The organism is Ochrobactrum sp. A-1, from assembly GCF_022488005.1.
GTDB lineage: Bacteria > Pseudomonadota > Alphaproteobacteria > Rhizobiales > Rhizobiaceae > Brucella.
Genome location: NZ_JAKVQC010000004.1, coordinates 1,401,963 through 1,424,072 on the forward strand (window position 1 = coordinate 1,401,963; position 22,110 = coordinate 1,424,072).

Genomic DNA, 22,110 nt, shown 5'->3' on the forward strand with positions numbered 1-22,110 from the left:
ATCCGGTATGTCTTTCGCCCGTTCACTTCGCCTCGGCATTCTTTCACTGGGTGCCCTGCTTTTCCTCGCACCCTATATCTTCATGCTGTCGACGGCGGCAAAGTCGCAGCAGGATATTTTCTCGTCCTCCCTGGCGCTGATCCCGCACAACTGGGCGCTCTGGGATAATCTTTCCAAGGCATTCAGCCGTGTGCCGATGGGGCTTTTGCTGTTCAACGGCGTGGTCGTCTGCGCACTGGTTCTGGTCATTCAGGTCGTGGTCGCAATTCCCTGCGCCTATGCCATGGCAAAGCTAAAATTTCGCGGCCAGCGCACCATGATGATGATGGTCATGCTCGGTCTGCTTGTGCCGATCCATGCTACCGCGCTGCCTTTCTATGTCGGCTTCAATCAGCTCGGCGTTCTCAACAGCTATTTTGGCCTCAGCGCACCGTTCTTCATCTCGGTCTTCGGTATATTCCTGTTTCTGCAATTCTTCCGCGCCATGCCGGATGATCTGATCAGCGCCGCTCGCCTCGATGGCATGTCAGAGGCAGGCATTGTGATGCGAGTGATCGTACCCAATGCCTGGCCTGCCATCACCGCCTTCTCGATCTTTTCGGTTGTCGCGCACTGGAACGATCTGTTCTGGCCGCTGATCGTCGTCAACGGCATGGAACGCGCCACGCCACCGCTCGGCCTCCTTTATTTCCGCGCTGCGGAAGCAGGCGACGATTACGGGGCGCTGATGGCCGCGACTCTCATCATCACCCTGCCGCTGCTGCTGGCATTTCTCGCCGCCCAGCGCCGCTTCATCGAAGGCATCACCCTCACCGGCCTCAAGGGCTGAATTCATCCCTCCCATCCTCCACAGGAGTTCAAACATGAAACGCCTCGCAAGCAATCTTGGCGCACTCGCCGCTCTGGCAATGGCAACAGGCTTCGGCTCGCCCGCCTTTGCCGACACGACACTGAACGTGCACTATCCGATGCCGGGTTTCTTCAAGGATGTCATGGCCGACATCTCCAAAAAATTTATGGAGGAAAATCCGGACATCAAGATCAACTTCGTCAGCCCGTCGGCGACCTACGAGGAAGGCATCCAAACGATCATGCGTCAGGCCGGAACGTCGGAAATGCCGGATATTACCTTCACCGGTTTGAACCGCCTGCGCGTATTGGCTGAGCGCAATATCGGCGTAGACATGAAGCCGCTGGTCGAAAAAGAAGCCGACATGGAAGCGCAGGGCTTCACCGATCACCTGCTGAGCCTCGCCCGCGTCGGCGACCGTCAGGTCGGTCTTGCTTTCGCGACCTCCAACCCGATCATGTATTACAATGCCGATCTTCTGAAGGCGGCAGGCGGCAATCCCGACACTCCACCCACCACCTGGGATGAAGTGATTGAACTGGGCGGCAAGATCAAGGCCCTCGGTAACGGCAATGAGGGCATCGACTTCCGCTGGCAGGGCGACGACTGGATGTTCTCAGCCCTTCTGTTCGGCGCGGGCGGCACCATGCTGACCGAAGACGAGAAGAAAGTTGCCTTCGACGGACCGGAAGGTCTCGAAGCCTTCAAGCTGGTCGACCGCATGGTGAAGGAAGGCGGCATGCCGGTTCTGACCAAGGCTGCAGGCGAGCAGGCTTTCGCAGCTGGCAAGGTCGGCTTCTCGTTCCAGACGACGGGTGCACTGCGCAACACGATCAAGAATGTCGGCGACAAGTTCGATCTTCGCACGGCAAAAATCCCGCTCATCAACGCGGAAAAGGGTCGCCTGCCAACTGGCGGCAACGCAGTTGTCATCCTGACCGAAGATCAGGCCAAGCAGGATGCAGCATGGAAATTCGCCAAGTTCGCTGCCGGACCATACGGTGCTTCCGTTGTCGTTCCCGGCACCGGCTACGTGCCGAACAACGAACTGGCTGCAAAGTCCGATGAATATCTCGGCAAGTTCTATGAGGAAAATCCGCTCTTCAAGGCCGGTCTCAGCCAGATGTCGCTGATGATCCCGTGGTATGCCTTCCCTGGTTCGAACGGCGTGAAGGTAACGCAGACCATTGTGGACAATCTTTCGCGCGTCGTTGAGCAGTCCGCCACGCCGGAAGATGCCCTTGCCGATGCGTCCAAGGAAGTCCAGCGCCTGCTGCCGCGCAAGTAATCAGCCATCACCAAAAAAACAAAAGGCCGCGCTGATTGCCAGCGCGGCCTTTTTTTTGTAAATCGCAAGCTGCAATCAATATGTCCAGTTGCGGGCCTTTGAGAACAGGAAGTCGCGGAAGGCGTGCAGTTTCGCGGAATTCTTCAAGGCTTCCGGGTAGCAGAAGAACGTATCGAAAGACGGTATTTCTTCCAGTTCCGGCAGAAGCTGCACCAGACCGGATTCCTTGTCAGCCATATAATCGGGCAGAACCGCGATACCGACACCGCGCTGCACAGCGCGACGGATCGACAGCAGATTGTTCACCTGCAACGCAGGAATGCGCGTGCTGCCATCGGCACGTCCGGCAATCTCCAGCCAGTTCAGGCCTGTCAGATAGCTTGGCGCCGGTTCACCGAAAGTGACGACGCGATGCTGGTCGATCTCGTCTATCGAATTCAGCTTGCCATATTTCGAAACATACCCGGCGGACGCATAGACATGCATATGCACCGTGAACAGCCGGCGCTGGATCAGATCCGGCTGCTGCGGTTGTCTCAACCGGATGGCACAATCCGCATGACGCATCGTCAGGTCCAGTTCCTCATTGTCGAGGATGAGCTGGAGCTGGATATCGGGATAAAGCTCGACGAATTCCTGAATGCGCTCGACCAGCCAGCCGGAACCAAGACCAACAGTCGTCGTCACGCGGAGACGACCTGTCGGCTTTTCCTTGCTTTCTGCCAGCTTCGAGCGAACGTTCTCGAGCTTCATCAGCACGTCATGTGCCGTGCGATAAAGCGTTTCGCCCTGCTCGGTCAGGATGAGACCGCGCGCATGACGATGAAACAGCGGGACGCCGACATCCTGCTCCAGCGCGCTCACCTGACGCGAGATGGCCGATTGCGACAGATGCAATGTCTGGGCTGCGTGGGTAAACGACCCAGCCTCAGCCGCAGCATGAAAAATGCGCAGTTTATCCCAGTCGAGCGGAGCGACCACGATTATCCCCTCTCATTGTTTTCACCGCATTCATCTTACGCAAAACCGCCTCACACTTTTGGCCAGGAAATGCTCTATTCTGCGGCTTCGTGCAGCGGTTCCTGTGCAGCAAGCCAGCGCTCGGCTTCAAGAGCAGCCATGCACCCCAAACCGGCGGCAGTTACAGCCTGACGATAGATATCGTCCGTGACGTCGCCCGCAGCGAAGATGCCCGGAACGTCGGTGGCGGTCGAATCAGGCGCCGTCCACAGATAACCGTTTGGCTTCTGCTTGAGTTTGCCCTCGAACAAAGAAACCGCAGGTGCGTGGCCGATGGCGACAAAAACGCCATGCGTGTCGAGTTCCTGCGTCTCGCCCGTCACCACGTTCTTGAGGCGCACGCCGGTCACGGTCGCGCCCATTGGCGGCTTTGCCTCGGTGCCGAGGATTTCGTCAATCACGCTGTTCCAGACAACCGAGACGTTCTGGCGCGAAAGCAGGCGATCCTGCATGATTTTTTCTGCACGGAAACCGTCGCGGCGATGCACGACCGTCACGCTCTTGGCGATATGCGAAAGATAAAGCGCTTCCTCGACAGCGGTATTGCCGCCGCCGACAACAACCACATCCTTGCCGCGATAGAAGAAACCGTCACAGGTTGCGCAAGCCGAAACGCCGCCGCCCATGAAGGTCTGTTCGCTGTCGAGGCCAAGCCACTTGGCCTGTGCACCCGTGGCGATAATCAGGGCATCGCAGGTATAGATCGTGCCGGAATCACCCTTCAGGCGGAAAGGACGCACCGTGGCTTCGACCTCGGTGATGATGTCATGGACGATTTCTGCGCCGACATTCTGCGCCTGCGTCGCCATCTGGTCCATCATCCATGGCCCCTGCACCGGCTCGGCATAGCCCGGATAGTTTTCCACATCCGTGGTAATCATGAGCTGTCCGCCCTGCTGCAAACCAGCAATGACGATTGGCTTCAGCATGGCGCGCGCGGCATAAATCGCGGCAGTATAACCAGCAGGACCTGAGCCGATGACAATGACTGGCGCATGACGCTGTGACATGAAGTTCTCTCCGGTCCTGGAGCGTTTCGACCTGATCAAGCCAGATCGGCGCTCCATATGTTGGTTTTCACACGTTTGCTTTTACGGCACCTTGTCCAAAAATGTTTCACACTTTCAGGGTGCACTCTAAAATCGATTTAAAGTGGCAGGCTCCAGCTCACCAGAATCGCTTTCGCGTCCCGTCTAGCCAATGCCCCGACCTTATGGCCAAGGTAGGTCTGCCCCTGATTGTTTGCAAGGTTCGACGGGGATTTGCTGTGCTTTAGCCACAGCTTGTGACCTTTAAGCAAACGCTTTGATAGCCACACGTTGCGGGTGGATCGATCTCACGCTAAACAAACATCACATAACGGACAATTCGCCTAACCTCGGAGCCGGCCGCCATCTATAAAACAGTCGCCAATATCTGCGCGCGCTTCGGCCTTGTCATGGCTGCTGCCATGCTCCTGCCTGCCGCAATCGACCTGCGCGACGGTAGCGACGACTGGCTGGTTTTTGTCCGCTCCGCGGCGGCGACTGGTGCATTGTCCGCCCTTTTTCTGCTGGCCACGCAAAACCAGACAATGCGCTTCACGCCGCGCCTCGGCTTTTTGCTGACCGCCTGCCTCTGGCTCACTGCAAGCTTTCTCGGCTCGATTCCGCTCTATTTTTCGCATCTGCCGATCAGCTATGCGACGGCGTTCTTCGAAGCCATGTCGGGCGTGACGTCGACCGGCGCGACCGCGCTGACCGGGCTCGACAACATGCAGCGCGGCATTCTCTTGTGGCGTTCGCTTCTCTGCTGGATCGGGGGCGTCGGCTTTATCGGCCTGGCACTCTTGATGCTCCCCTCGCTGCGGGCGGGTGGGCTTGCGCTCTTTCATATGGAGAATTCCGACAAATCGGAAAAAATCCTCCCGCGCATGAACCAGATAGCGCTGGGCATCGTGCTTGCTTACCTCAGCCTGACGGCTGCTTGCATCATCGCCTATTTTGCCGTTGGCATGAGCGTGTTCGACGCCATCAATCATGGCCTCACGACCGTTGCCACGGCAGGCTTCTCTACACACGACAGTTCAATCGGCTTTTATGAAGGGAACCGCCTGCTCCTGGTCGTGTCCACGATCTTCATGGCCCTGTCAGCGTTGCCCTTCGTGCTTTACATCAAGGCCTTCATGCCACGCCGCATGGAATCGCTCGCCGATCCGCAAGTGAAACTGTTCTTCTCAATCGTGATCGGGTTCAGCTTTGCGCTCGCGGTAGTTCTGCGGCTCGGCTCCGATGTACCTTTCGGTGACGCGCTGATCTCGGCCTCGTTTCATTTTGTGTCGGTCATGACGACGACAGGCTATGCCACCGAGGACTATTCGCTCTGGGGACCGCCGGCGATCGGAATTTTCTTTCTCGCATCGTTTCTGGGCGGCTGCGCCGGATCGACGTCCGGCGGCATCAAGATGAACCGCCTCATCATCCTGTGGAGCCTGACACAGGCCAATCTCGCCCGGCTCATCATGCCGCATGCCGTCATCAAGATCCGTTACGGCAGCTCGGAAATTTCCGGGGAAATCGCGCAGAATGTCCTCCTTTACCTGTTCCTCTACTGCGCTTCGCTCATTACAGGCGCAGTCCTGCTCGCCTCGCTCGGACTCGACTTCGTATCTGCCTTCACCGGCGCCCTGACCGCCCTTTCCAACGTCGGCCCCGGTTTGGGCGATACCATTGGTCCCGTTGGCAACTTCTCAACCATTCGGGACCCGGCCTTATGGGTCCTTTCCTTCCTCATGCTGGCCGGGCGTCTGGAGCTCGTTACCATATATATCCTGTTCACTCGTGCTTTTTGGGTGCGTTGACAGAACGTTAGGCAGTTTACATCCGCCTGCTTCATTTGATATGAGCAGGATTAGATTGCGCCACGATGGCGACGAATGTTCTATAATTACCCCGGAATGAAATTTCCTTGCGCGCGGAGTTACGCATGCCGATCAAGGCCGATCTGGATGAAATCGATTGGAAAATCCTTCGGGAGCTCCAGAACAACGGGCGCATCACCAATGTCGAGCTGGCGGAACGTGTCGGCATTTCAGCTCCGCCCTGTCTTCGCCGTGTGCGCAAGCTGGAAGAAAGCGGCGTCATCCGGGGCTATCGCGCCATTCTCAATGGCAATTCACTCGGGCAGGATCTGGTCGCCTTCTGTTCAGTCGGCCTCCATCGTCAGGCCGATGCGGATCTCAAGGCGTTTGCCGAGAAAACCAAACAATGGCCGCTGGTACGCCGCGCCTGGATGGTTTCGGGCGAATCCGATTTCCTCCTCCATTGTGTCGCGCGCGATCTGAACACGTTCCAGACCTTCGTGATCGAAGAGCTGACCGCCGCTCCCAATGTGGATTCCGTGCGCACTGCTCTGACCATTCGTCCGGTCAAGGACGAACCACTGATGATCCTTTAAATATTAGAGCATTTCCAGCAAAAGTGCGAAGCGGTTTTGCGTAGGATAATGCGTATAAACAAAGAGATAGAGCGGTCCAACGATTCCGTTTTAACTGGAACCGCTCTAGATTTTGCGCCGGGGTACTTATCACTTCCCGGCGAATACGCGCTCGTAAACGCTGCTGATTGCGGCAGCTTCCTTTTCGAGCGGAAAGGTGGCGCGAACATGCCTGAGAGCATTTTCGCCGTCACGCTTGGCCAGAGCCGGATCGGCCAGATATGGCTCGATAGCCTTGCGCAAGGCTTCCCCGTCGCCAGCCGCAACCGATGCCCCGGTGCCGTCAACGATCATTTCCGCATAGGCGCCCGCATCGCTGGCAACGACTGCCGTTCGCGACGCCATGGCTTCGAGCGGCGTCAGCCCGAAACCTTCATTGCGCGAAGGCGCAACATAGAGCGTCAGGCGACGATACCAGACACGGATATCCGGCACTTCCCCCAGAATGAGGATACGGTCCTGCAGACCGGCAGCGGCGATCTTCGCCTTCAAAGCATCCTCGAAAGACTGGTGCTCAGCAGTCGTGCGCCCGGTGATGATGGCGGTCCATTCAGGATATTTCGGCAGTAACGCGATCATCGCATCGACGAAGAGGTCCGTCCCCTTGGAAGAACGCACGCGGCCGAAACAACCCACGGCATATTTCCCGGGCAGGCCCGATGCCGCAAAATTGTCGTCGTCACCGACAGGCGGGTGGAAGCGCTGCAGGTCCACGCCATGCATGATGACCTGATGCGGAACTTCGAGAAAGCTCCCTGACCGGCCACTCGTCGCAATCACCGCATTCATGCGACGGATGAGCCATTTGGTAAAAGGCTTGTGGTGGCGCTGCGCAGCCGAGGTAAACACCAGCCTCAGTTTCATGCGCAGCACATCGCGCATGAAAATACCGGCGAGCATTTCGATATTGCGCCGCGCATGCCAGATGCGGAACGGTTTCGTCCTCGGCTTCGACCAGAAGGACCAAAGCGCGCTCCATCCCAGATGCGGTAGCGTGTCCGGCAGGCCCGGTCCCATCGTTGCAATGTTCAGCCCCGTTGCGCGCTGCAAAGGGATCAACTGAACAATTGTCGATGTGACACCGGAGAGGCGGCGCTTGAAATTTGGCGCCACCACCTCGACATCCTGAACCCGAACCTGTCCGGAATCTGGCTTATGCGCGGACACGGAAATCAGACGAACTTCAAGCCGACGATTTCGTAGGAACGCGAACCGCCCGGAGCGTTGACTTCAATCGTGTCGCCTTCGCCTTTGCCGATCAGCGCACGTGCAATCGGCGATGAAATGGAGATGCGGCCTTCCTTCACATCGGCTTCCTGATCGCCGACAATCTGGTAGATTTTCTCTTCTTCCGTATCTTCGTCTATCATGGTGACAGTGGCGCCGAACTTGATGCGGTCGCCTGACAGTTTCGAAACGTCGATAATCTCGGCGCGCGCAACCAGATCTTCCAGTTCGTTGATACGACCTTCATTCAGGCTTTGGGCTTCTTTCGCAGCGTGATACTCGGCGTTTTCCGACAGATCGCCATGCGCACGCGCTTCAGCGATTGCCTCAATAATCCGAGGGCGCTCCGATTGCTGACGCCAACGCAGCTCTTCCTTGAGCTTTTCGAAACCGCCAGGGGTCATAGGGAACTTTTCCATACCCAGTCCTTTCCTTCGCCCGGTGCTCGCCTCTCCCCGAGGCCTGCACGCACCGGCATCTTGATTTGCCCGCCTCACCTCGCGCAATGCTTGGATAGTGCGAGGCGCTTTTCGGCGGCTGACCAGCCGCCGACACACAAAAAGAAAACGGTCACCGAAACACCCGTCTCGGAACCGTTCGAATAGCCGTTCACAGAACTATAGCATTTCCATCAATCATTTCACGCGGAAAAATATCGGCCTGTCAACTCTCTCCAAAAGCGGCACCTATTTCGCGTTGACCGGCCAGCTCGCAGGCCATTTCTCCGGGCCTCCGGCATAGTTGCCATCGCAGTCACCTTTCGACCGCTCCTGTAGCAGAACGAAACGCACCCGCCCCTCGCCGCTATCGGTTGCTTTCCAGACATCATAGATGCCGCAATCTCCAAGCCCTCTCCCCTTGAAAAAGGCTGTCAGCGTCAAGGCTTTCTGTGACCAGTCGATGTTCCACGCCGTGTCGGTCACCGTCGGACCATCGTCCGAAATGGTTGGCAGGGAGATCGGCACGATCTTGTTTTCATAGCGGCTGTAGAACGAGTAAGGCTGATTATAGGCCCCCGGCGAACCGCAGGGCAGGCCGATTAGATCAAGACCATCGGCAATCTTCGTCTCGAAACCGCCCGCATTGCGGAACGTGCCGGGACTGGCTCCGCCGCAAACCGCCGCTTCGTCGGAAAAATCCTTGCGGATTTCTGCCGGTATCTCTTCGACCGTTTCAATCAGCTTGAGCTGCGGCGGAACCGGTGCCGGCTTGCTGCCCTTGACCTGCAACGCCTCGATAGTTCCGTCGCGCGATTGCTGTTCGTCCACATAAATCAGCCCGCCGACGAGGCCCGAAAGCGAATAGGTCGAGGTCTTTCCGGCAAATTTCAGTTGCAGTTTCTGGCCGTTCTTCATCGCATCAAGCGTCTTGGCAAGATCGCCCGTATAATCGAGCTGATCGTCCTCAGCCTTCAAAGTCGAGACATCGACATCGAGCAGGGTTTGACCGTCGATGGCAATCTCCAGCCTGCCAGTTTTCTGTGATGGATCGACATAGGAAAGCCTGAGCACCGGCTTCGAACCGGACTGGCTACTGCGAAAGATGCCAAGCCCCATACCAGAATTCGGTGCGCCTTCGCTCGCGACTGGTGAGAGCGTCACGGTGCAGTTTTGCGCAAAATCGCACAGAATCAGCGTGTCGCGAACCTTCTTGAAGGCAGCCTGCGATTCCCCACCCGCCAGAAACAGCATCGTCGTGGCAATCGTTGTCACCGCAACAGATCGACGATTCAAAGAAAGCATAAAACACCTCGTCAGTAAGAAATCGCTCTAAAATAGATCATGCATGAATGTCGCAGAATCGGAAGTTCTCTTGCCGCCTGCCCGTAATATTGCCTATAGCATAGCGACCGGAAAAGGCTGAAAAGCGTCCGGTTTCTCTTTCTATTGTGACATATGCTGAAAAGTTCGAAACGAGGCAATGATGACGCGCGTACAAGCCAACATGCTGCTGCTTCTGGCAGGCGTCATCTGGGGCATGGGTTTCGTCGCCCAATCAACGGCGATGGCCAGTATCGGTCCGTTTCTGTTCATCGGCATCCGCTCGGCAATCGCATCGCTCACGGTCCTGCCATGGGCCGTAGCGGAAGGGCGTCGGGCGAAGGTCCGTCTGAGCCGGTCGAACTATATCTTCTTCATCATCATCGGACTAAGCCTGTTCACCGGGCTTGTCCTCCAGCAGATCGGGCTTATCACCACATCCGTCACCAATGCCGGCTTTCTGACCGGGCTTTATGTCGTGATGGTGCCCGTGCTCGGCGTCATTCTGTTTCGCACATGGCCGCATCCGGTCGTATGGCCAAGTGCGGCGGCATGTCTTGCTGGCATATTTCTGCTTTCAGGAGGCGCGCTGACCGCGCTCAAGCAAGGGGATTGGCTGGTCATTTGCGGTGCAATTTTCTGGGCCTTGCAGGTGGTCTTGATCAGCAGGGCAAACCGCGCAGGGCGACCGATAACGCTAAGCTGCATCCAGTTTGCGACCAGCGCCGTTGTCGGGCTTGTCATCGCATCTATGGTCGAAGACTTCAACTGGACTGCCATTACGCTCACCTGGAAGGAAATCCTGTTCACCGGCGTCTTCTCGTCCGGCGTCGCCTTCACCTTGCAGGCTATCGGGCAGCGCTATACCACCTCGGCACAGGCCGCGATCTTCCTGGCATCGGAAGCGCTTTTCGCGGCACTGTTCGGCGCGCTCTTCCTTGGCGAACGGGTGACCTTCATCGGCTTCATCGGCTGCGGACTGATCTTCGCCGCCATGATGGCGGTCGAACTCATCCCCATGTTCTGGAAACGCAAGTCTGATCTTGTCCCTGCCGAATGACCCAATCACCCCTTGAAAATGAGAGCCGCCCCACCCGCTATGAACGCAAAGCCCAGCAGATGGTGCCATGTAAAGGCTTCCTTGAGGTAGAACACCGAGAACAGGCTGAAGATCACCAGCGTGATGACCTCCTGAATGGTCTTGAGCTGTGCCGCCGAATAGACCTCGTGCCCGATGCGATTGGCCGGAACCGCGAGGCAATATTCGATCAGCGCGATACCCCAGCTGATGAAAATGACGGTAACGAGTGGTGTATTGGTGAATTTCAGGTGCCCGTACCAGGCGAATGTCATGAAGATGTTCGAGCCGATGAGAAGCAGGATCGGCAAAACGCTTGGCGAAATCAGTGCTGACATGGAAGTGACTTCAGGGACCGGGAGGATGTTGTCTGCGGCGTGGCCCGAAACCGCAGCACGGTGATAGAACAAAGGCAGGATTTTGCCAATCCTGCACCCTGCCCTGCCCCGTTTACGCCACAGCCCTTAACGCGGACGCTGACTCTTCCTTTACGCTTGCGGGCTAATATTCGGGAAACGCCATCGGTCTGGTCTCCTGAAGAAAAGGTATGGACATGAGTTCTGCGTTGTCCGCCACCGCTCCAGTCAGCCGCCAGCGCACCCGGTTGCGGGGTCTGGCCCCGTCTTTATCCATCGCCCTGTTGGCCATCATCGCCGGTTGTTCGGGCGAGAGCGCCCCGCGCCCGCAGGCCAGTGTCGGCAACTCCGATATGATGGTTCCCGACGCGCCTGTCGCAAGTGCTGCCCCCGTTAATGCCCCAGTCGTGGAGGCACCTGCCGTAGAACCACCTTTCATGCAAGCGCCGCAGGAAGAGCGCGTCGTCGGGCTTGCCGAAGAGGAAGAAAATCACGTCGCGCGATCCCAACAGCAGAGCCAGCCGCAATATTCCGGCGACTATGGTTTTACGGCCCCCATTCAAAATCCAGTGACAGCCGCTGAAAACATCTACACGATGTCCAATGCGGAAGCGGCCTGCCGCACGCGCCTGAAACGGCTCGGCGTCGTCTTCAAGGAAAAGCCGACAATCTATCGCAGCAGTTCCTGCCATATCGAAAACCCGATTGAAGTATCGGGTTTCAACAGCGGTTCCATCGCCTTCAAACCGGCGGCGACGCTGAACTGTCAGGTGACCGAAGCCTTTGCGCGCTGGATCAAGGGCGACCTGCAACCCGCCTCCCGGATGCGCTATCTGTCCGGCGTAAGCACGATCTATAATGCCGGGGGCTATTCCTGCCGCACCATGAACAACCGTCGCGGCGCGAAAATGTCGGAACATTCACGCGGCAACGCCATCGATGTCACCAAGATCGTGCTGAACAATGGCAAGAACATCATGGTGCGCAAACCGGGCTTCTTCGCCTTCCGCGAAAAGGGCCTGCTCAACAGCGTTCGCTCCGATGCGTGCGGCTATTTCTCGACGGTTCTCGGTCCCGGCTATAACCCGGAACATGCCGATCACTTCCATTTCGACCTGATGCAGCGCCGCAGCGGCTATCGCGCCTGCAAATAAGCCCGGCGCAATACCGGGCTTGACGTTGCTTTATTCTTCCTGCGGTACCGGTGTCGGCTTGCCGTCCGCATCCAGGGAAACCATGATGAATTCGGCATGCGTAACAAGGTCGCGTTTATCGCTGAGATAGCGCTTCGCCCACGCCTCGACCCGCAATGTGATGGAAGTGCGGCCTACCCGCGTTATTTCCGTGTATACGCAGAGCGTGTCACCGATCTTTACTGGCCGGGCGAATGACATTTCACGTACCGCCGCTGTCACCGTACGCCCCTTGGCGCGCTCGGCGGAACGGATGCCAGCAGCCATATCCATCTGCGCCATCACCCAGCCGCCGAAAATATCATAGGCTGAATTGGCGTCCTTGGGCATGGCGGAAACGCGGATGGTCAGCGTGCCATTCGGCTCATTGTCAGTACTCATCAATGTCAGTCCTTAAGTGCTTGAGAGAGTCGGCCTCTAATATGAGACAAGCCCGGCGCGAAGAAAAGTACCGCGCAAAGCGCTTAAACCGTTAGAATGCAGCCCGATTTCAGGATGTCGATATTCATTAATCATGAATTGAAATCGAAGAATCGTGATGCACGTAAATAATAATCCCCATGCTACAAGTAACCAACAGAAGTATATTAGAGGAATGATATATGAAACTATCGGTAAAATCTTCCATAGTTACATTAGCGCTTCTTATTTCAACAAATGCTTATGCATCATCGGCAATCGTAACATCGACAATTAATCTGCGCGTCGGCCCCGGCACACAGTATGGAACCATCGGGTCAATCCCGAATGGCGTCGGCATTACGGTTGCCGGCTGCACCAGCGGCTATGGCTGGTGTCAGGTGACTTATGGTGGCATGACCGGCTGGGCCGCATCGAGCTACATCGCCATTCAGACCGGCAATGGCGGTTATACGACGAACAATAATTTCGGATCGACCGCCGCAGCCGTCGGGATACCGCTCATCGCGGGCATAGCCATTGGTTCGGCCCTGTCCGCCAATAGCGGCCCTTATTGGGGACCCGGCTGGGGTCCTGGCCCTTATCGCGGCTGGAATGGCGGCGGCAATGTCTATAATGGCTGCATCGGACGCAATTGCCAGTCGAACTGGGGTCCGCCACGCCCACATTGGACGGACCGTCCAGGCTGGCGTGACCATCCCGGTTATCATCCCGGTTTTGGCCCCGGCTTTGGTCCGGGTCCCCGCATGCGTCCCGGCGGCAGACTGTAAAGCACTCCGGAAAAACCGCGCCTCCTGACAGCCTTCTGTCAGGAGCATCGCCGGATAGGAAAAGGCTACGGAGGATTTCGCCTTCGCGCTCTTTTCATTTGGACGCTGAAATTCCATATTGGAAGCATGTCGCAGAAAAGTGGAAACCGGTTTTCCGCTTAAGACATGCGGTAACAATATAGGGTCATGGCTTCCTCAAAAGACAAACACTCCCAGGATTCGCACGACAAGGCTGGCGGCTTCGGTGAAGCTCCACAGGCCGAATTTTCCGGCGCGCCCCTATCCGGTTCCATCGCCGGCCCCATTGCTAATTGGGCGAAGGAGATCGGCGACGAGGCTGCGAAGCCCCGCGCGAAAAGCCCAAAACAACCCAAGAAGATTCCCGAGCGCAGCAAGGAAGCGTCGCGTAGCGGGCGCGGCACGTCCATGGGTGGCGCTGCTTCCGCCAAGGAACGTGCGGCGGCTGGCCTGAATCCCGTTGCCGGTCTCGATATCAGCCTGGAAGACGCAGCCGGACTAAACCCGTCCGGCGCAACGGCAACGGTTCAGGCCCTGTCGGACCTGATTGCCTCCGGCAATCCGCTGTTCAAGAATGGTGAGCTCTGGACGCCTCACCGCCCGGCCCGCCCGGAAAAATCCGAAGGCGGCATCGCCATCGAGATGGAAACCAGTTTCGAGCCGTCCGGTGATCAGCCGACAGCTATCCGCGATCTGCTGGAAGGGCTGGACAACGACGACCGCACGCAGGTCCTGCTCGGCGTCACCGGTTCGGGCAAGACGTTCACCATGGCGCAAGTCATCCAGCGGACCCAACGCCCAGCCCTGATCCTCGCGCCCAACAAGACTCTGGCCGCGCAGCTTTACGGCGAGTTCAAGAGCTTCTTCCCGAACAATGCCGTCGAATATTTCGTTTCCTACTACGATTACTACCAGCCGGAAGCCTATGTGCCGCGCTCGGACACTTATATCGAGAAGGAATCGTCCATCAACGAACAGATCGACCGGATGCGCCACTCGGCCACCCGCGCACTGCTTGAGCGCGACGATGTGATTATCGTCGCCTCCGTATCGTGCATCTACGGTATCGGATCGGTGGAAACCTATACGGCCATGACCTTCGAAATGAAGATCGGGGACCGGCTCGACCAGCGCCAGCTGCTCGCCGATCTCGTGGCCCAGCAATATAAACGTCAGGACATCAACTTCGTGCGCGGCTCGTTCCGCGTGCGCGGCGACACAATCGAATTGTTCCCGGCCCACTTGGAAGATCGCGCCTGGCGCATTTCGCTTTTCGGTGACGAGATCGAGACCATAACCGAATTCGATCCGCTGACTGGCCAGAAGACCGGCGATCTGAAATCGGTGAAGATCTACGCAAACTCACACTATGTGACGCCGCGCCCAACCCTCAATCAGGCGATCAAGTCGATCAAGGAAGAGCTGAAGCATCGTCTTGTCGAACTGAACAATGCCGGTCGCCTTCTGGAAGCGCAGCGCCTCGACCAGCGCACGACCTTCGATCTGGAAATGCTGGAAGCAACCGGTTCCTGCGCGGGTATTGAAAACTACTCGCGCTATCTGACCGGCCGCAACCCCGGCGAGCCGCCGCCGACGCTGTTCGAGTATATTCCCGACAATGCGCTGGTCTTCATCGACGAAAGCCACGTCACGGTTCCGCAGATCGGCGGCATGTATCGCGGCGACTTCCGCCGCAAGGCAACGCTTGCCGAATACGGTTTCCGCCTGCCATCCTGCATGGACAACCGCCCGCTCCGTTTCGAGGAATGGGACGCCATGCGTCCGCAGACCATTGCTGTTTCGGCAACGCCGGGCGGCTGGGAAATGGAGGAAGCTGGCGGCGTGTTCGCAGAACAGGTCATCCGTCCGACCGGGCTGATCGATCCGCCGGTCGAAATTCGCCCTGCCAAGACGCAGGTTGACGACGTGCTCGGCGAAATTCGCGAAACGGCACAGAAGGGTTACCGTACACTGGTCACGGTGCTGACCAAGCGCATGGCCGAAGACCTGACAGAATATCTGCATGAACAGGGCGTGCGCGTTCGCTACATGCACTCCGACATCGACACGCTGGAGCGTATCGAGATCATTCGCGATCTGCGGCTTGGCGCCTTCGACGTGCTGGTAGGCATCAACCTCCTGCGTGAAGGTCTCGACATTCCGGAATGCGGCTTCGTCGCCATTCTGGATGCCGACAAGGAAGGCTTCCTGCGTTCGGAAACGTCACTGGTCCAGACGATTGGCCGTGCAGCGCGTAACGTCGACGGCAAGGTCATTCTCTACGCCGACAATATTACCGGCTCGATGCAGCGCGCGATGGACGAAACCAGCCGCCGCCGTGAGAAACAGGTTGCCTATAATGAAGAGCACGGCATCACGCCTGCTTCGGTGAAGAAGAATATCTCGGATATTCTCGGCTCGGTCTACGAGCGCGATCATGTCCGCGCGGATATTTCAGGCTTTGCGGAAGAAGGCGCGATGATGGGCAACAATCTTGCCGCCCATCTGGAGCATCTGGAAAAGCAGATGCGCGACGCCGCTGCCGATCTCGACTTCGAAAAGGCCGCGCGCCTGCGCGACGAGATCAAGCGGTTGCGCGAGACGGAGCTGGCTATTGCCGACGATCCGCTGGCACGCGAATTCGAAGCGGGCGATGCGGGTGCAGGCCGCAACAAGGGCAAGCCCACCGGCAATTCGCGTTTCCGCAAGCCGAAGCTGGATGAAATGGGTGCCGACACGACACGTCCGGCTGGCAAGCCGTCTCTGTTCCAGAAGCCGTCGCTCGACGATATGGGACCGGGCACCGACATGGCGAAACCGCTGTTCCGCAAGAACACGCTGGACGAGATGACGGTCAAGCGGACCGAAGTGCCAAGCGGTGGAAACGATGCCGCAATCCGCCGTGAGCGCGCAGGTATCGGGTCTTACGAAGACCCTGCCGAAACGGCGCGCAAGAAGCGCCGCCCCGGCAAGACGGGCCGTCCGGGGCGTTAAAGTTCAATGTCCGAAGGGTTTGTTGCAATCTCTCACTGGGATTTCAACAAACCCTTATTTTGTAGAGATTTTTTAATCTGCTCATACCGCTTTTGTGCTGCTTCATCATTCATTTTTGAATTTTGATTAGGCTGCTTCGGTGAATTAGCCGAATGTGCAGCCCCTCCTATGGGCAGCAAAAAATTCATCTGCCTTTCGTTTCGAGCCACTACATTCCCTCCTTCTCTAAGACCGACAGCAGAACAAGCTGTTCACGTGATACCAGCGAATCCAAAGGCGGTGACGCTAAAGGACGTGCCTCTTTAGGAGCATTCTTCTTCATCCTACCTGATTCTTTACGTTCAAGCTTCGATCCGTAAACCCGCGAGAAACTTGACGGTGAAATTCCCTCATACTGTAGGAACGAAACCTTTCCGCTTTCTTGCGGGTTAGTGGTGATAGAGTCAGAATGCAAGGTAAGAGCCAAGCTTTTAGGATAGGGCTCTATATAGACTACAGACTGTATCCCGGAAGCGACAATATGACGAGCGCAACTATGACAAGGAAAGGTTGTAGTAAAAAGCTTGGAACCAATGATGCCGCCTTTTCCTTGCCTTGCTACAGAAATGATTGCCTCCATCTCAGCATGAACCGCTCTGGAAAATTCAATCAGGTTCTTAACGTCAGTCCTCTTTAAATCGTCCTTAATTCGGCTATTCCCATCAGGGGCAAGCTTCGTTTCTATTTGATCGAACAATTTCTCTTTATAATGATCGTTCCAGCACTGGCATGCTTGCCATTTGTGGCAGCGATGATCGCCGCTTCCATCGTCAACTCTATAGGCTCCGCCACCAAACTTGGGCACATCATTAGCTCCCTGGCCAATGATTTCTCCTGCTTCTGAAACAATAACCGCACCCACTTGCCTTGAGAGGCAAGCCGAGTTTAAGGAAACTCCAGAAGCAGCCTGCATAGCATATTCTTCGCGGGTTGGAGTTTGCACCCCGATACCAAACACCAAGTTCAAAAAGCGATCAGCAGACCCTTCAATTCGATCCAAATTATCGTCGTCATTCCGAAAGAAAACATCCGCATAATTCATCGTCTTTCGAACAGATTGACCTGAATTGGAACCTTCATCATAGTCAGCATCTTTAATTTTAGCTAAATAAGCGGAGCTCGATATTTGTTTCTCTAACCGTGCTATCCTTTTTTGCTCTGGAGAAAAGACCCCGACGAGCCAAAATAAATCACCGTATACCTTCCTGAGAATAGCTACCTCTTCCGGATTCTTTAGTGAATCTATAATCGTACAAAAGCGCCGGTCTTCGCCATTTTCAGAATTCGTGCGAGATCGATTAATTTTGTCAATACTGAGAATAGCTAAAACGTCATTAGAATGCTTTTCGCGAAGTTTATTTCCCATACTTTGAAGGCGCTCAACACGATCAAGAGCCTTGGCAGCTACAAAGCTCTCACCAACACTTTCTGCACGCTCATTGATAATTTCGCTTATTTTAATAACATCGGCTTTATAGCCAAAATTCTCTTCGATCTTCTGCTTCAGAATTTTCGCGACGGTCGTAGCTCCAGAGCCAATCGGGGCAACAATGCCGAAAACCAATTCTTGGGTGAACCGCAATTCCGCGGGTGCCACCTCTTCACCGCCCTGCGCCTCAGCCTCATCATTTTCGCTACGCACACTATCAGCATGCTTTATTGACTTTGCTCCCACTTTGCCCCCCCAAAGAATCACAGCTACATTTGAAAGTACAATTCACCATGTACTTTGAAAAATCAGCTGCAAATATTTCTGCGACATCTCGCCTTTTGCAAGTTTACATGACCGCCTTCATGCGAGATGTCTAACCTATTCCTCCAATGAAAGTTTACATTAGCATATTTTTTACCGGCACTGCCCGCCATTCATGATGCGATAACCCGCGCGGTCGGCTTCGCAACGGTTGGAGAATGTGCGCCGTTCGTTGCCGCGTCTTGCGCAAACAGGCATATATTCCCGCGTGCAGGCGCCCATGCCCGGCCTGCCTGGCCTGTTACCCTGATGTGGCGGATGCATTCCGCCTGCGCCGCCCCAACCCGGACCCGGCCTTGAGGAGCATTGGCCATTTGCAATGATGCGATAGCCCTGCGCTCTTGCCTGACATGAATTGCCAAAGGTTTTGCGCGAAGAGCCGCGCGTGGCGCAGACGGGCGCATAATTCATCGGGCAGATTTGCGGCTGCGATGGTCCGGGACGCATCGGTGGACGATGATCCATTCCGCCGCCTTCAGCCACGCAACCGGCGAGAAGCAGAGCGCCCGTAAGCGCAGCCAATTGTCTCAATTGATGAAATTGCATTTTCCTCTCCCTTTGTCCCGAAGGTTAAGATGGCGCAACCTGCGATAAGGGCAAGTCTTTTTACAAAAGTGCAAAACCTTGCGGACCATATCGACAACCCGCCCATATAGGTTACCTTGGCCGAAGTTGAGGGGCGGAACAGGCGGCATGAATCGGTACCGGCACAGCATAGCGATTATCCTGGCTTCGCAGCTATTCAGCCTGCCTTTCGGCGTCGCTTCACCCTACGCAGCGAGCGAACCGAATCCACCGGTCTATGCGCCGCCCCTGCCACCAGAGAAGAAGACACCGACCGTCGGTCGCATCTGCCAGCTCATCGGATCCAATGCCGACGCCCATGGCATTCCGCGTGATTTCTTCGCCCGGCTGATCTGGAAGGAAAGCCGTTTCGACCATAACGCAGTCAGTCCTGTCGGCGCCGAGGGCATTGCGCAATTCATGCCTTATACAGCGAAGGAGCGCGGCCTTGCCGATCCCTTCGACATTGAGCAGGCCATCCCCGCATCCGCGAGTTTCCTGCGCGACCTGAAAGGTGCCTTCGGCAATTGGGGCCTTGCAGCCGCCGCCTATAATGCAGGTGCCGGGCGCGTTTCAAGCTGGATGCGGTCCGGCGGTTTTCTGCCGCTCGAAACTGAAAACTACGTGCTGGATATAACCGGCGCGCCCGCCGACGACTTCGCGGCAGGCAAGGAGATCGTGAACCGTCCGCTCGACCCGAAGCTCGCATTCCATGAGGCCTGCAAGCGCCTGCCGATCATTCGCAGTGCCACGATTCCGATGTCGCGCGTGAAGCCCAAGCCGTGGGGCATTCAGGTCGCCGGTAATTTCCGCCGCAGCGCAGCCGTCAATCAATGGGCGCGCCTGCGCAAGCAATTTAGCAGCGTGCTGGCGGGCCATGATCCCGTCATCAGTCGGATACGGACCCCGATGGGACGCCGCGGTATATATGCAGTACGCATAGGCGCTGACAGCCGTGGGGAAGCCGATAGCATTTGCGCAAAGCTTCGCGCTGCCGGTGGCGCATGCATAGTTTCGCGCAATCGATGAGATGGCAAAGACATATCCCGTTATATTCTTGATATATTAGGGATAGCCTGTTCTGTTTTGGAAATGAGCAGTGGATTTTCTTGAAACAATCGTAAAAAATTATGACGATACCGGTTCAAAGATAACCAATCATATGCTCCCCAAAGAATTTGCTTGCCAAATACCGCTTCATAGATCAGTCTCCACCTGTTCGGGCACTTAGCGAACAAATGGAAGACTGAAGAACGGCGTGCCGGGGCCGCTATAAGTTCCGGGTCGAAGGCTCCCCTTCGGCAATGATCGGTTCCTTCCCAATGTCGAGAACTGCCTGCATAACCCTCTGCCGGGTGTGTGGTGCGCTTGGCAGAATTTGTAATACCACTGTCTCCACAAGAGCGGTGGCGCCAAGGAAAAGGAACGGATCCCATGGCACAGACCGGACAGGTCAAATTCTTCAATACCGAAAAAGGCTTCGGTTTTATCAAGCCGGACGACGGTGGCGCTGACATCTTCGTACATATCTCTGCTGTACAGGCTTCTGGCCTCACTGGCCTCGCAGACAATCAGAAGGTTTCCTACGAGACGGAACCGGATCGTCGCGGCAAGGGCCCCAAGGCCGTGAACATCACCGTTACCGGCTGATTGTTCATAAAAGAACCTACCATTTGCCCCGGCTTTCGCCGGGGTTTTTTATTGCCTGTAGGCAACCCTGAACGGATCATCATCCGGGCGCGAAATATTACAGATGCTGCATGTAATTGACCGGAAACGAACAGCTTTTCATCGCCCTTCACCATTGTTCAGCCTCCATTCATGTCGAAAGAGTTAATCAGTTATTCATAAACGATACGTGCGTGCCTGTTCGGCGAGCGTATCGGAGAAATTACAGTCGAGCTTCTGAAGGAGCGAACAATGAACCGATTTGCGAAAACAGCCATCCTGGCAGCGGCATCCCTCGCGGCAGTTGCCGCACCGCTTGCAACAGCATCGGCAGATTCCTGGGGTCGTCATGGTTGGGATCGTGGCGGTTGGGATCGTCCTTACTACCGTGACCGGCATCGCGGCAATGGCGACGCCGTCGCCGCAGGCGTGATCGGCCTGGCCGCAGGCGCCCTCATCGGCAGCGCACTGAGCCAGCCGCAGCCGACCTATGTGCAGCCTGCCCCGGTCTACGCGCCGCCTCCCCCGCCTCCGGCCTATTACCCGGCAGCACCGGCTCGCCAGGTAACCTATTATCGCTCAAGTTATGAGCCATGGAGCCGCGGCTGGTATCAGTATTGCTCCGATCGCTATCGCTCGTTCAATCCGAATACCGGCACCTATCGCGGTTACGACGGACGCGATCACTTCTGCTCCGCCAACTAAAGCCGGAATTTAATAGGAAAAGCCGCCTTTAAAGGCGGCTTTTTTATTTATGCATATCCGATGTCGTTCAAAAACGGATTGGAACGCCGCTCATCGCCGAACCGGCTGCCGGGACCGTGCCCGCAAATGAAGCCGATATCGTCGCCGAGTGGCAGCAGCTTTTCCTTGATGGAGCGAATCAGCGCCGCGTGATCACCGCCAGGCAGATCCGTACGCCCGACCGAGCCATTGAAAAGCACGTCACCAACAATGGCAAACCGGGCCTCCGGGCTGAAGAAAACGACATGTCCCGGTGCATGGCCCGGCGTATGGAAGACATCGAACTCGTGACCGGCGACGGAAACCTTGTCGCCCTCATCGAGCCAGCGATCCGGCGTGACATTGCGCACGCCTTCAGTGATGCCATATTTCAGGCCGGTCGTTTCCAGATTATCGAGCAGGAATTTATCGTCCTTGTGCGGGCCGATAATGTCCACGTTCAGGGCTTCCTTGAGATCAAGCGCAGCCGCGGCATGATCGATATGGCCATGCGTGATCCAGATGGCCTCGACATCGATCCCTTGAGATTCAATTGCCTCCCGGATGCGATCAAGATCGCCGCCCGGATCGATCACGACTCCCTTCTTGCTCTCGCTATCAAACAGAATGGTGCAATTCTGCTGAAAAGGCGTGACGGGAACGATAATGGCCTGCAATTGCCCCATGTTCTTTACTCCACTCGATATGCGGTTTCCTGTTCACACATAATGGTCAGCCGTGGCCGCGTGAAGGCTTTGTAAAATAAAAACGGACGGCTATTCGCCGTCCGTTTTTCCCTCTCCGACAGTTCGTCTTGCCGATCGTCCCCACAACCAGGCAATCAGAGCGCTATTCGATCTGATTGAAGCAGATCGGTACGCTAACCTCTTTTTAAAGCATAATCTTATCGATCCT

The 22,110-nt window shown here is 56.4% G+C and carries 22 protein-coding genes; 11 read left to right on the forward strand and 11 right to left on the reverse strand.

The window, feature by feature from the left end:
* The first annotated feature begins 7 nt into the window (after positions 1-7).
* Together MKS82_RS16290 and MKS82_RS16295 are read left to right on the forward strand one after the other, a co-directional pair.
* A complete protein-coding gene (locus tag MKS82_RS16290) occupies positions 8-829 on the forward strand; it encodes a carbohydrate ABC transporter permease (RefSeq protein ID WP_240579004.1) in 822 nt (273 codons plus the stop codon).
* 34 nt (positions 830-863) lie between these two features.
* Positions 864-2,138 carry an ABC transporter substrate-binding protein gene (locus MKS82_RS16295; RefSeq protein WP_109987203.1) on the forward strand — a complete coding sequence of 425 codons (1,275 nt, stop codon included), beginning with the start codon at positions 864-866 and terminating at the stop codon, positions 2,136-2,138.
* A gap of 75 nt (positions 2,139-2,213) precedes the next feature.
* Here the strand turns inward: MKS82_RS16295 and MKS82_RS16300 are convergent, their stop codons facing one another.
* Positions 2,214-3,119 (reverse strand): LysR family transcriptional regulator, encoded by a 906-nt coding sequence (locus tag MKS82_RS16300; RefSeq protein WP_061345943.1) that lies wholly within the window; start codon positions 3,117-3,119, stop codon positions 2,214-2,216.
* Between the two features lie 74 nt (positions 3,120-3,193).
* Positions 3,194-4,168 carry a thioredoxin-disulfide reductase gene (gene trxB / locus MKS82_RS16305; RefSeq protein ID WP_109987204.1) on the reverse strand — a complete coding sequence of 325 codons (975 nt, stop codon included), beginning with the start codon at positions 4,166-4,168 and terminating at the stop codon, positions 3,194-3,196.
* Between the two features lie 428 nt (positions 4,169-4,596).
* Here trxB and MKS82_RS16310 point away from each other — a divergent pair, with 428 nt between their 5' ends.
* Positions 4,597-5,997 carry a TrkH family potassium uptake protein gene (locus tag MKS82_RS16310; protein WP_240579005.1) on the forward strand — a complete coding sequence of 467 codons (1,401 nt, stop codon included), beginning with the start codon at positions 4,597-4,599 and terminating at the stop codon, positions 5,995-5,997.
* Between the two features lie 125 nt (positions 5,998-6,122).
* Positions 6,123-6,593 (forward strand): Lrp/AsnC family transcriptional regulator, encoded by a 471-nt coding sequence (locus MKS82_RS16315; protein WP_006471903.1) that lies wholly within the window; start codon positions 6,123-6,125, stop codon positions 6,591-6,593.
* A 129-nt stretch (positions 6,594-6,722) separates the two neighbouring features.
* Here MKS82_RS16315 and MKS82_RS16320 read toward each other — a convergent pair whose 3' ends face one another.
* The 3 genes from MKS82_RS16320 to MKS82_RS16330 all read right to left on the reverse strand — a co-directional run bounded on the left by MKS82_RS16320 (position 6,723) and on the right by MKS82_RS16330 (position 9,601).
* Positions 6,723-7,799 carry a glycosyltransferase family 4 protein gene (locus MKS82_RS16320; protein ID WP_109987206.1) on the reverse strand — a complete coding sequence of 359 codons (1,077 nt, stop codon included), beginning with the start codon at positions 7,797-7,799 and terminating at the stop codon, positions 6,723-6,725.
* 5 nt (positions 7,800-7,804) lie between these two features.
* Complete coding sequence (gene greA, locus MKS82_RS16325) at positions 7,805-8,278, reverse strand: transcription elongation factor GreA (RefSeq protein ID WP_104756013.1); 474 nt, start codon at positions 8,276-8,278, stop codon at positions 7,805-7,807.
* A gap of 267 nt (positions 8,279-8,545) precedes the next feature.
* On the reverse strand, positions 8,546-9,601 hold the full coding sequence (locus tag MKS82_RS16330) for a DUF1176 domain-containing protein (RefSeq protein WP_109987207.1): 1,056 nt from the start codon (positions 9,599-9,601) through the stop codon (positions 8,546-8,548).
* A gap of 181 nt (positions 9,602-9,782) precedes the next feature.
* Between MKS82_RS16330 and MKS82_RS16335 the strand changes: the two genes are divergently transcribed.
* Complete coding sequence (locus MKS82_RS16335; protein WP_240579006.1) at positions 9,783-10,679, forward strand: DMT family transporter; 897 nt, start codon at positions 9,783-9,785, stop codon at positions 10,677-10,679.
* A 5-nt stretch (positions 10,680-10,684) separates the two neighbouring features.
* Here MKS82_RS16335 and MKS82_RS16340 read toward each other — a convergent pair whose 3' ends face one another.
* A complete protein-coding gene (locus MKS82_RS16340) occupies positions 10,685-11,035 on the reverse strand; it encodes a DMT family protein (RefSeq protein ID WP_109987361.1) in 351 nt (116 codons plus the stop codon).
* A 215-nt stretch (positions 11,036-11,250) separates the two neighbouring features.
* On the opposite strand from MKS82_RS16340, the gene MKS82_RS16345 reads away from it, so the two are divergent.
* On the forward strand, positions 11,251-12,207 hold the full coding sequence (locus MKS82_RS16345; protein ID WP_109987362.1) for an extensin-like domain-containing protein: 957 nt from the start codon (positions 11,251-11,253) through the stop codon (positions 12,205-12,207).
* Positions 12,208-12,237: 30 nt separating this feature from the next.
* Here the strand turns inward: MKS82_RS16345 and MKS82_RS16350 are convergent, their stop codons facing one another.
* Positions 12,238-12,627, reverse strand: a complete 390-nt coding sequence (locus MKS82_RS16350; RefSeq protein WP_109987208.1) for an acyl-CoA thioesterase — start codon at positions 12,625-12,627, stop codon at positions 12,238-12,240.
* A gap of 221 nt (positions 12,628-12,848) precedes the next feature.
* Between MKS82_RS16350 and MKS82_RS16355 the strand changes: the two genes are divergently transcribed.
* Positions 12,849-13,436, forward strand: a complete 588-nt coding sequence (locus tag MKS82_RS16355; protein ID WP_109987209.1) for an SH3 domain-containing protein — start codon at positions 12,849-12,851, stop codon at positions 13,434-13,436.
* Between the two features lie 186 nt (positions 13,437-13,622).
* Complete coding sequence (gene uvrB, locus MKS82_RS16360; RefSeq protein WP_109987210.1) at positions 13,623-16,448, forward strand: excinuclease ABC subunit UvrB; 2,826 nt, start codon at positions 13,623-13,625, stop codon at positions 16,446-16,448.
* A 32-nt stretch (positions 16,449-16,480) separates the two neighbouring features.
* Here uvrB and MKS82_RS16365 read toward each other — a convergent pair whose 3' ends face one another.
* The 3 genes from MKS82_RS16365 to MKS82_RS16375 form a co-directional block, all read right to left on the reverse strand.
* Positions 16,481-16,657 (reverse strand): hypothetical protein, encoded by a 177-nt coding sequence (locus MKS82_RS16365; RefSeq protein WP_181394263.1) that lies wholly within the window; start codon positions 16,655-16,657, stop codon positions 16,481-16,483.
* Positions 16,657-18,162, reverse strand: coding sequence for an anti-phage dCTP deaminase (locus MKS82_RS16370; RefSeq protein WP_146206475.1), 1,506 nt, complete (start codon positions 18,160-18,162; stop codon positions 16,657-16,659). The genes MKS82_RS16365 and MKS82_RS16370 overlap by 1 nt, the downstream gene beginning before the upstream one ends.
* Before the next feature lie 171 nt (positions 18,163-18,333).
* Complete coding sequence (locus MKS82_RS16375; protein WP_109987212.1) at positions 18,334-18,786, reverse strand: Kazal-type serine protease inhibitor domain-containing protein; 453 nt, start codon at positions 18,784-18,786, stop codon at positions 18,334-18,336.
* Positions 18,787-18,933: 147 nt separating this feature from the next.
* On the opposite strand from MKS82_RS16375, the gene MKS82_RS16380 reads away from it, so the two are divergent.
* From MKS82_RS16380 to MKS82_RS16390, 3 genes are all read left to right on the forward strand, one after another.
* Positions 18,934-19,833 (forward strand): SPOR domain-containing protein, encoded by a 900-nt coding sequence (locus MKS82_RS16380; RefSeq protein ID WP_109987213.1) that lies wholly within the window; start codon positions 18,934-18,936, stop codon positions 19,831-19,833.
* 405 nt (positions 19,834-20,238) lie between these two features.
* Positions 20,239-20,454 (forward strand): cold-shock protein, encoded by a 216-nt coding sequence (locus tag MKS82_RS16385; RefSeq protein WP_006471910.1) that lies wholly within the window; start codon positions 20,239-20,241, stop codon positions 20,452-20,454.
* A 270-nt stretch (positions 20,455-20,724) separates the two neighbouring features.
* Complete coding sequence (locus MKS82_RS16390; protein WP_109987214.1) at positions 20,725-21,177, forward strand: BA14K family protein; 453 nt, start codon at positions 20,725-20,727, stop codon at positions 21,175-21,177.
* A 47-nt stretch (positions 21,178-21,224) separates the two neighbouring features.
* On the opposite strand, the gene MKS82_RS16395 is transcribed toward MKS82_RS16390, so the two are convergent.
* Positions 21,225-21,881, reverse strand: coding sequence for an MBL fold metallo-hydrolase (locus tag MKS82_RS16395; protein WP_109987215.1), 657 nt, complete (start codon positions 21,879-21,881; stop codon positions 21,225-21,227).
* Positions 21,882-22,110: the final 229 nt, after the last annotated feature.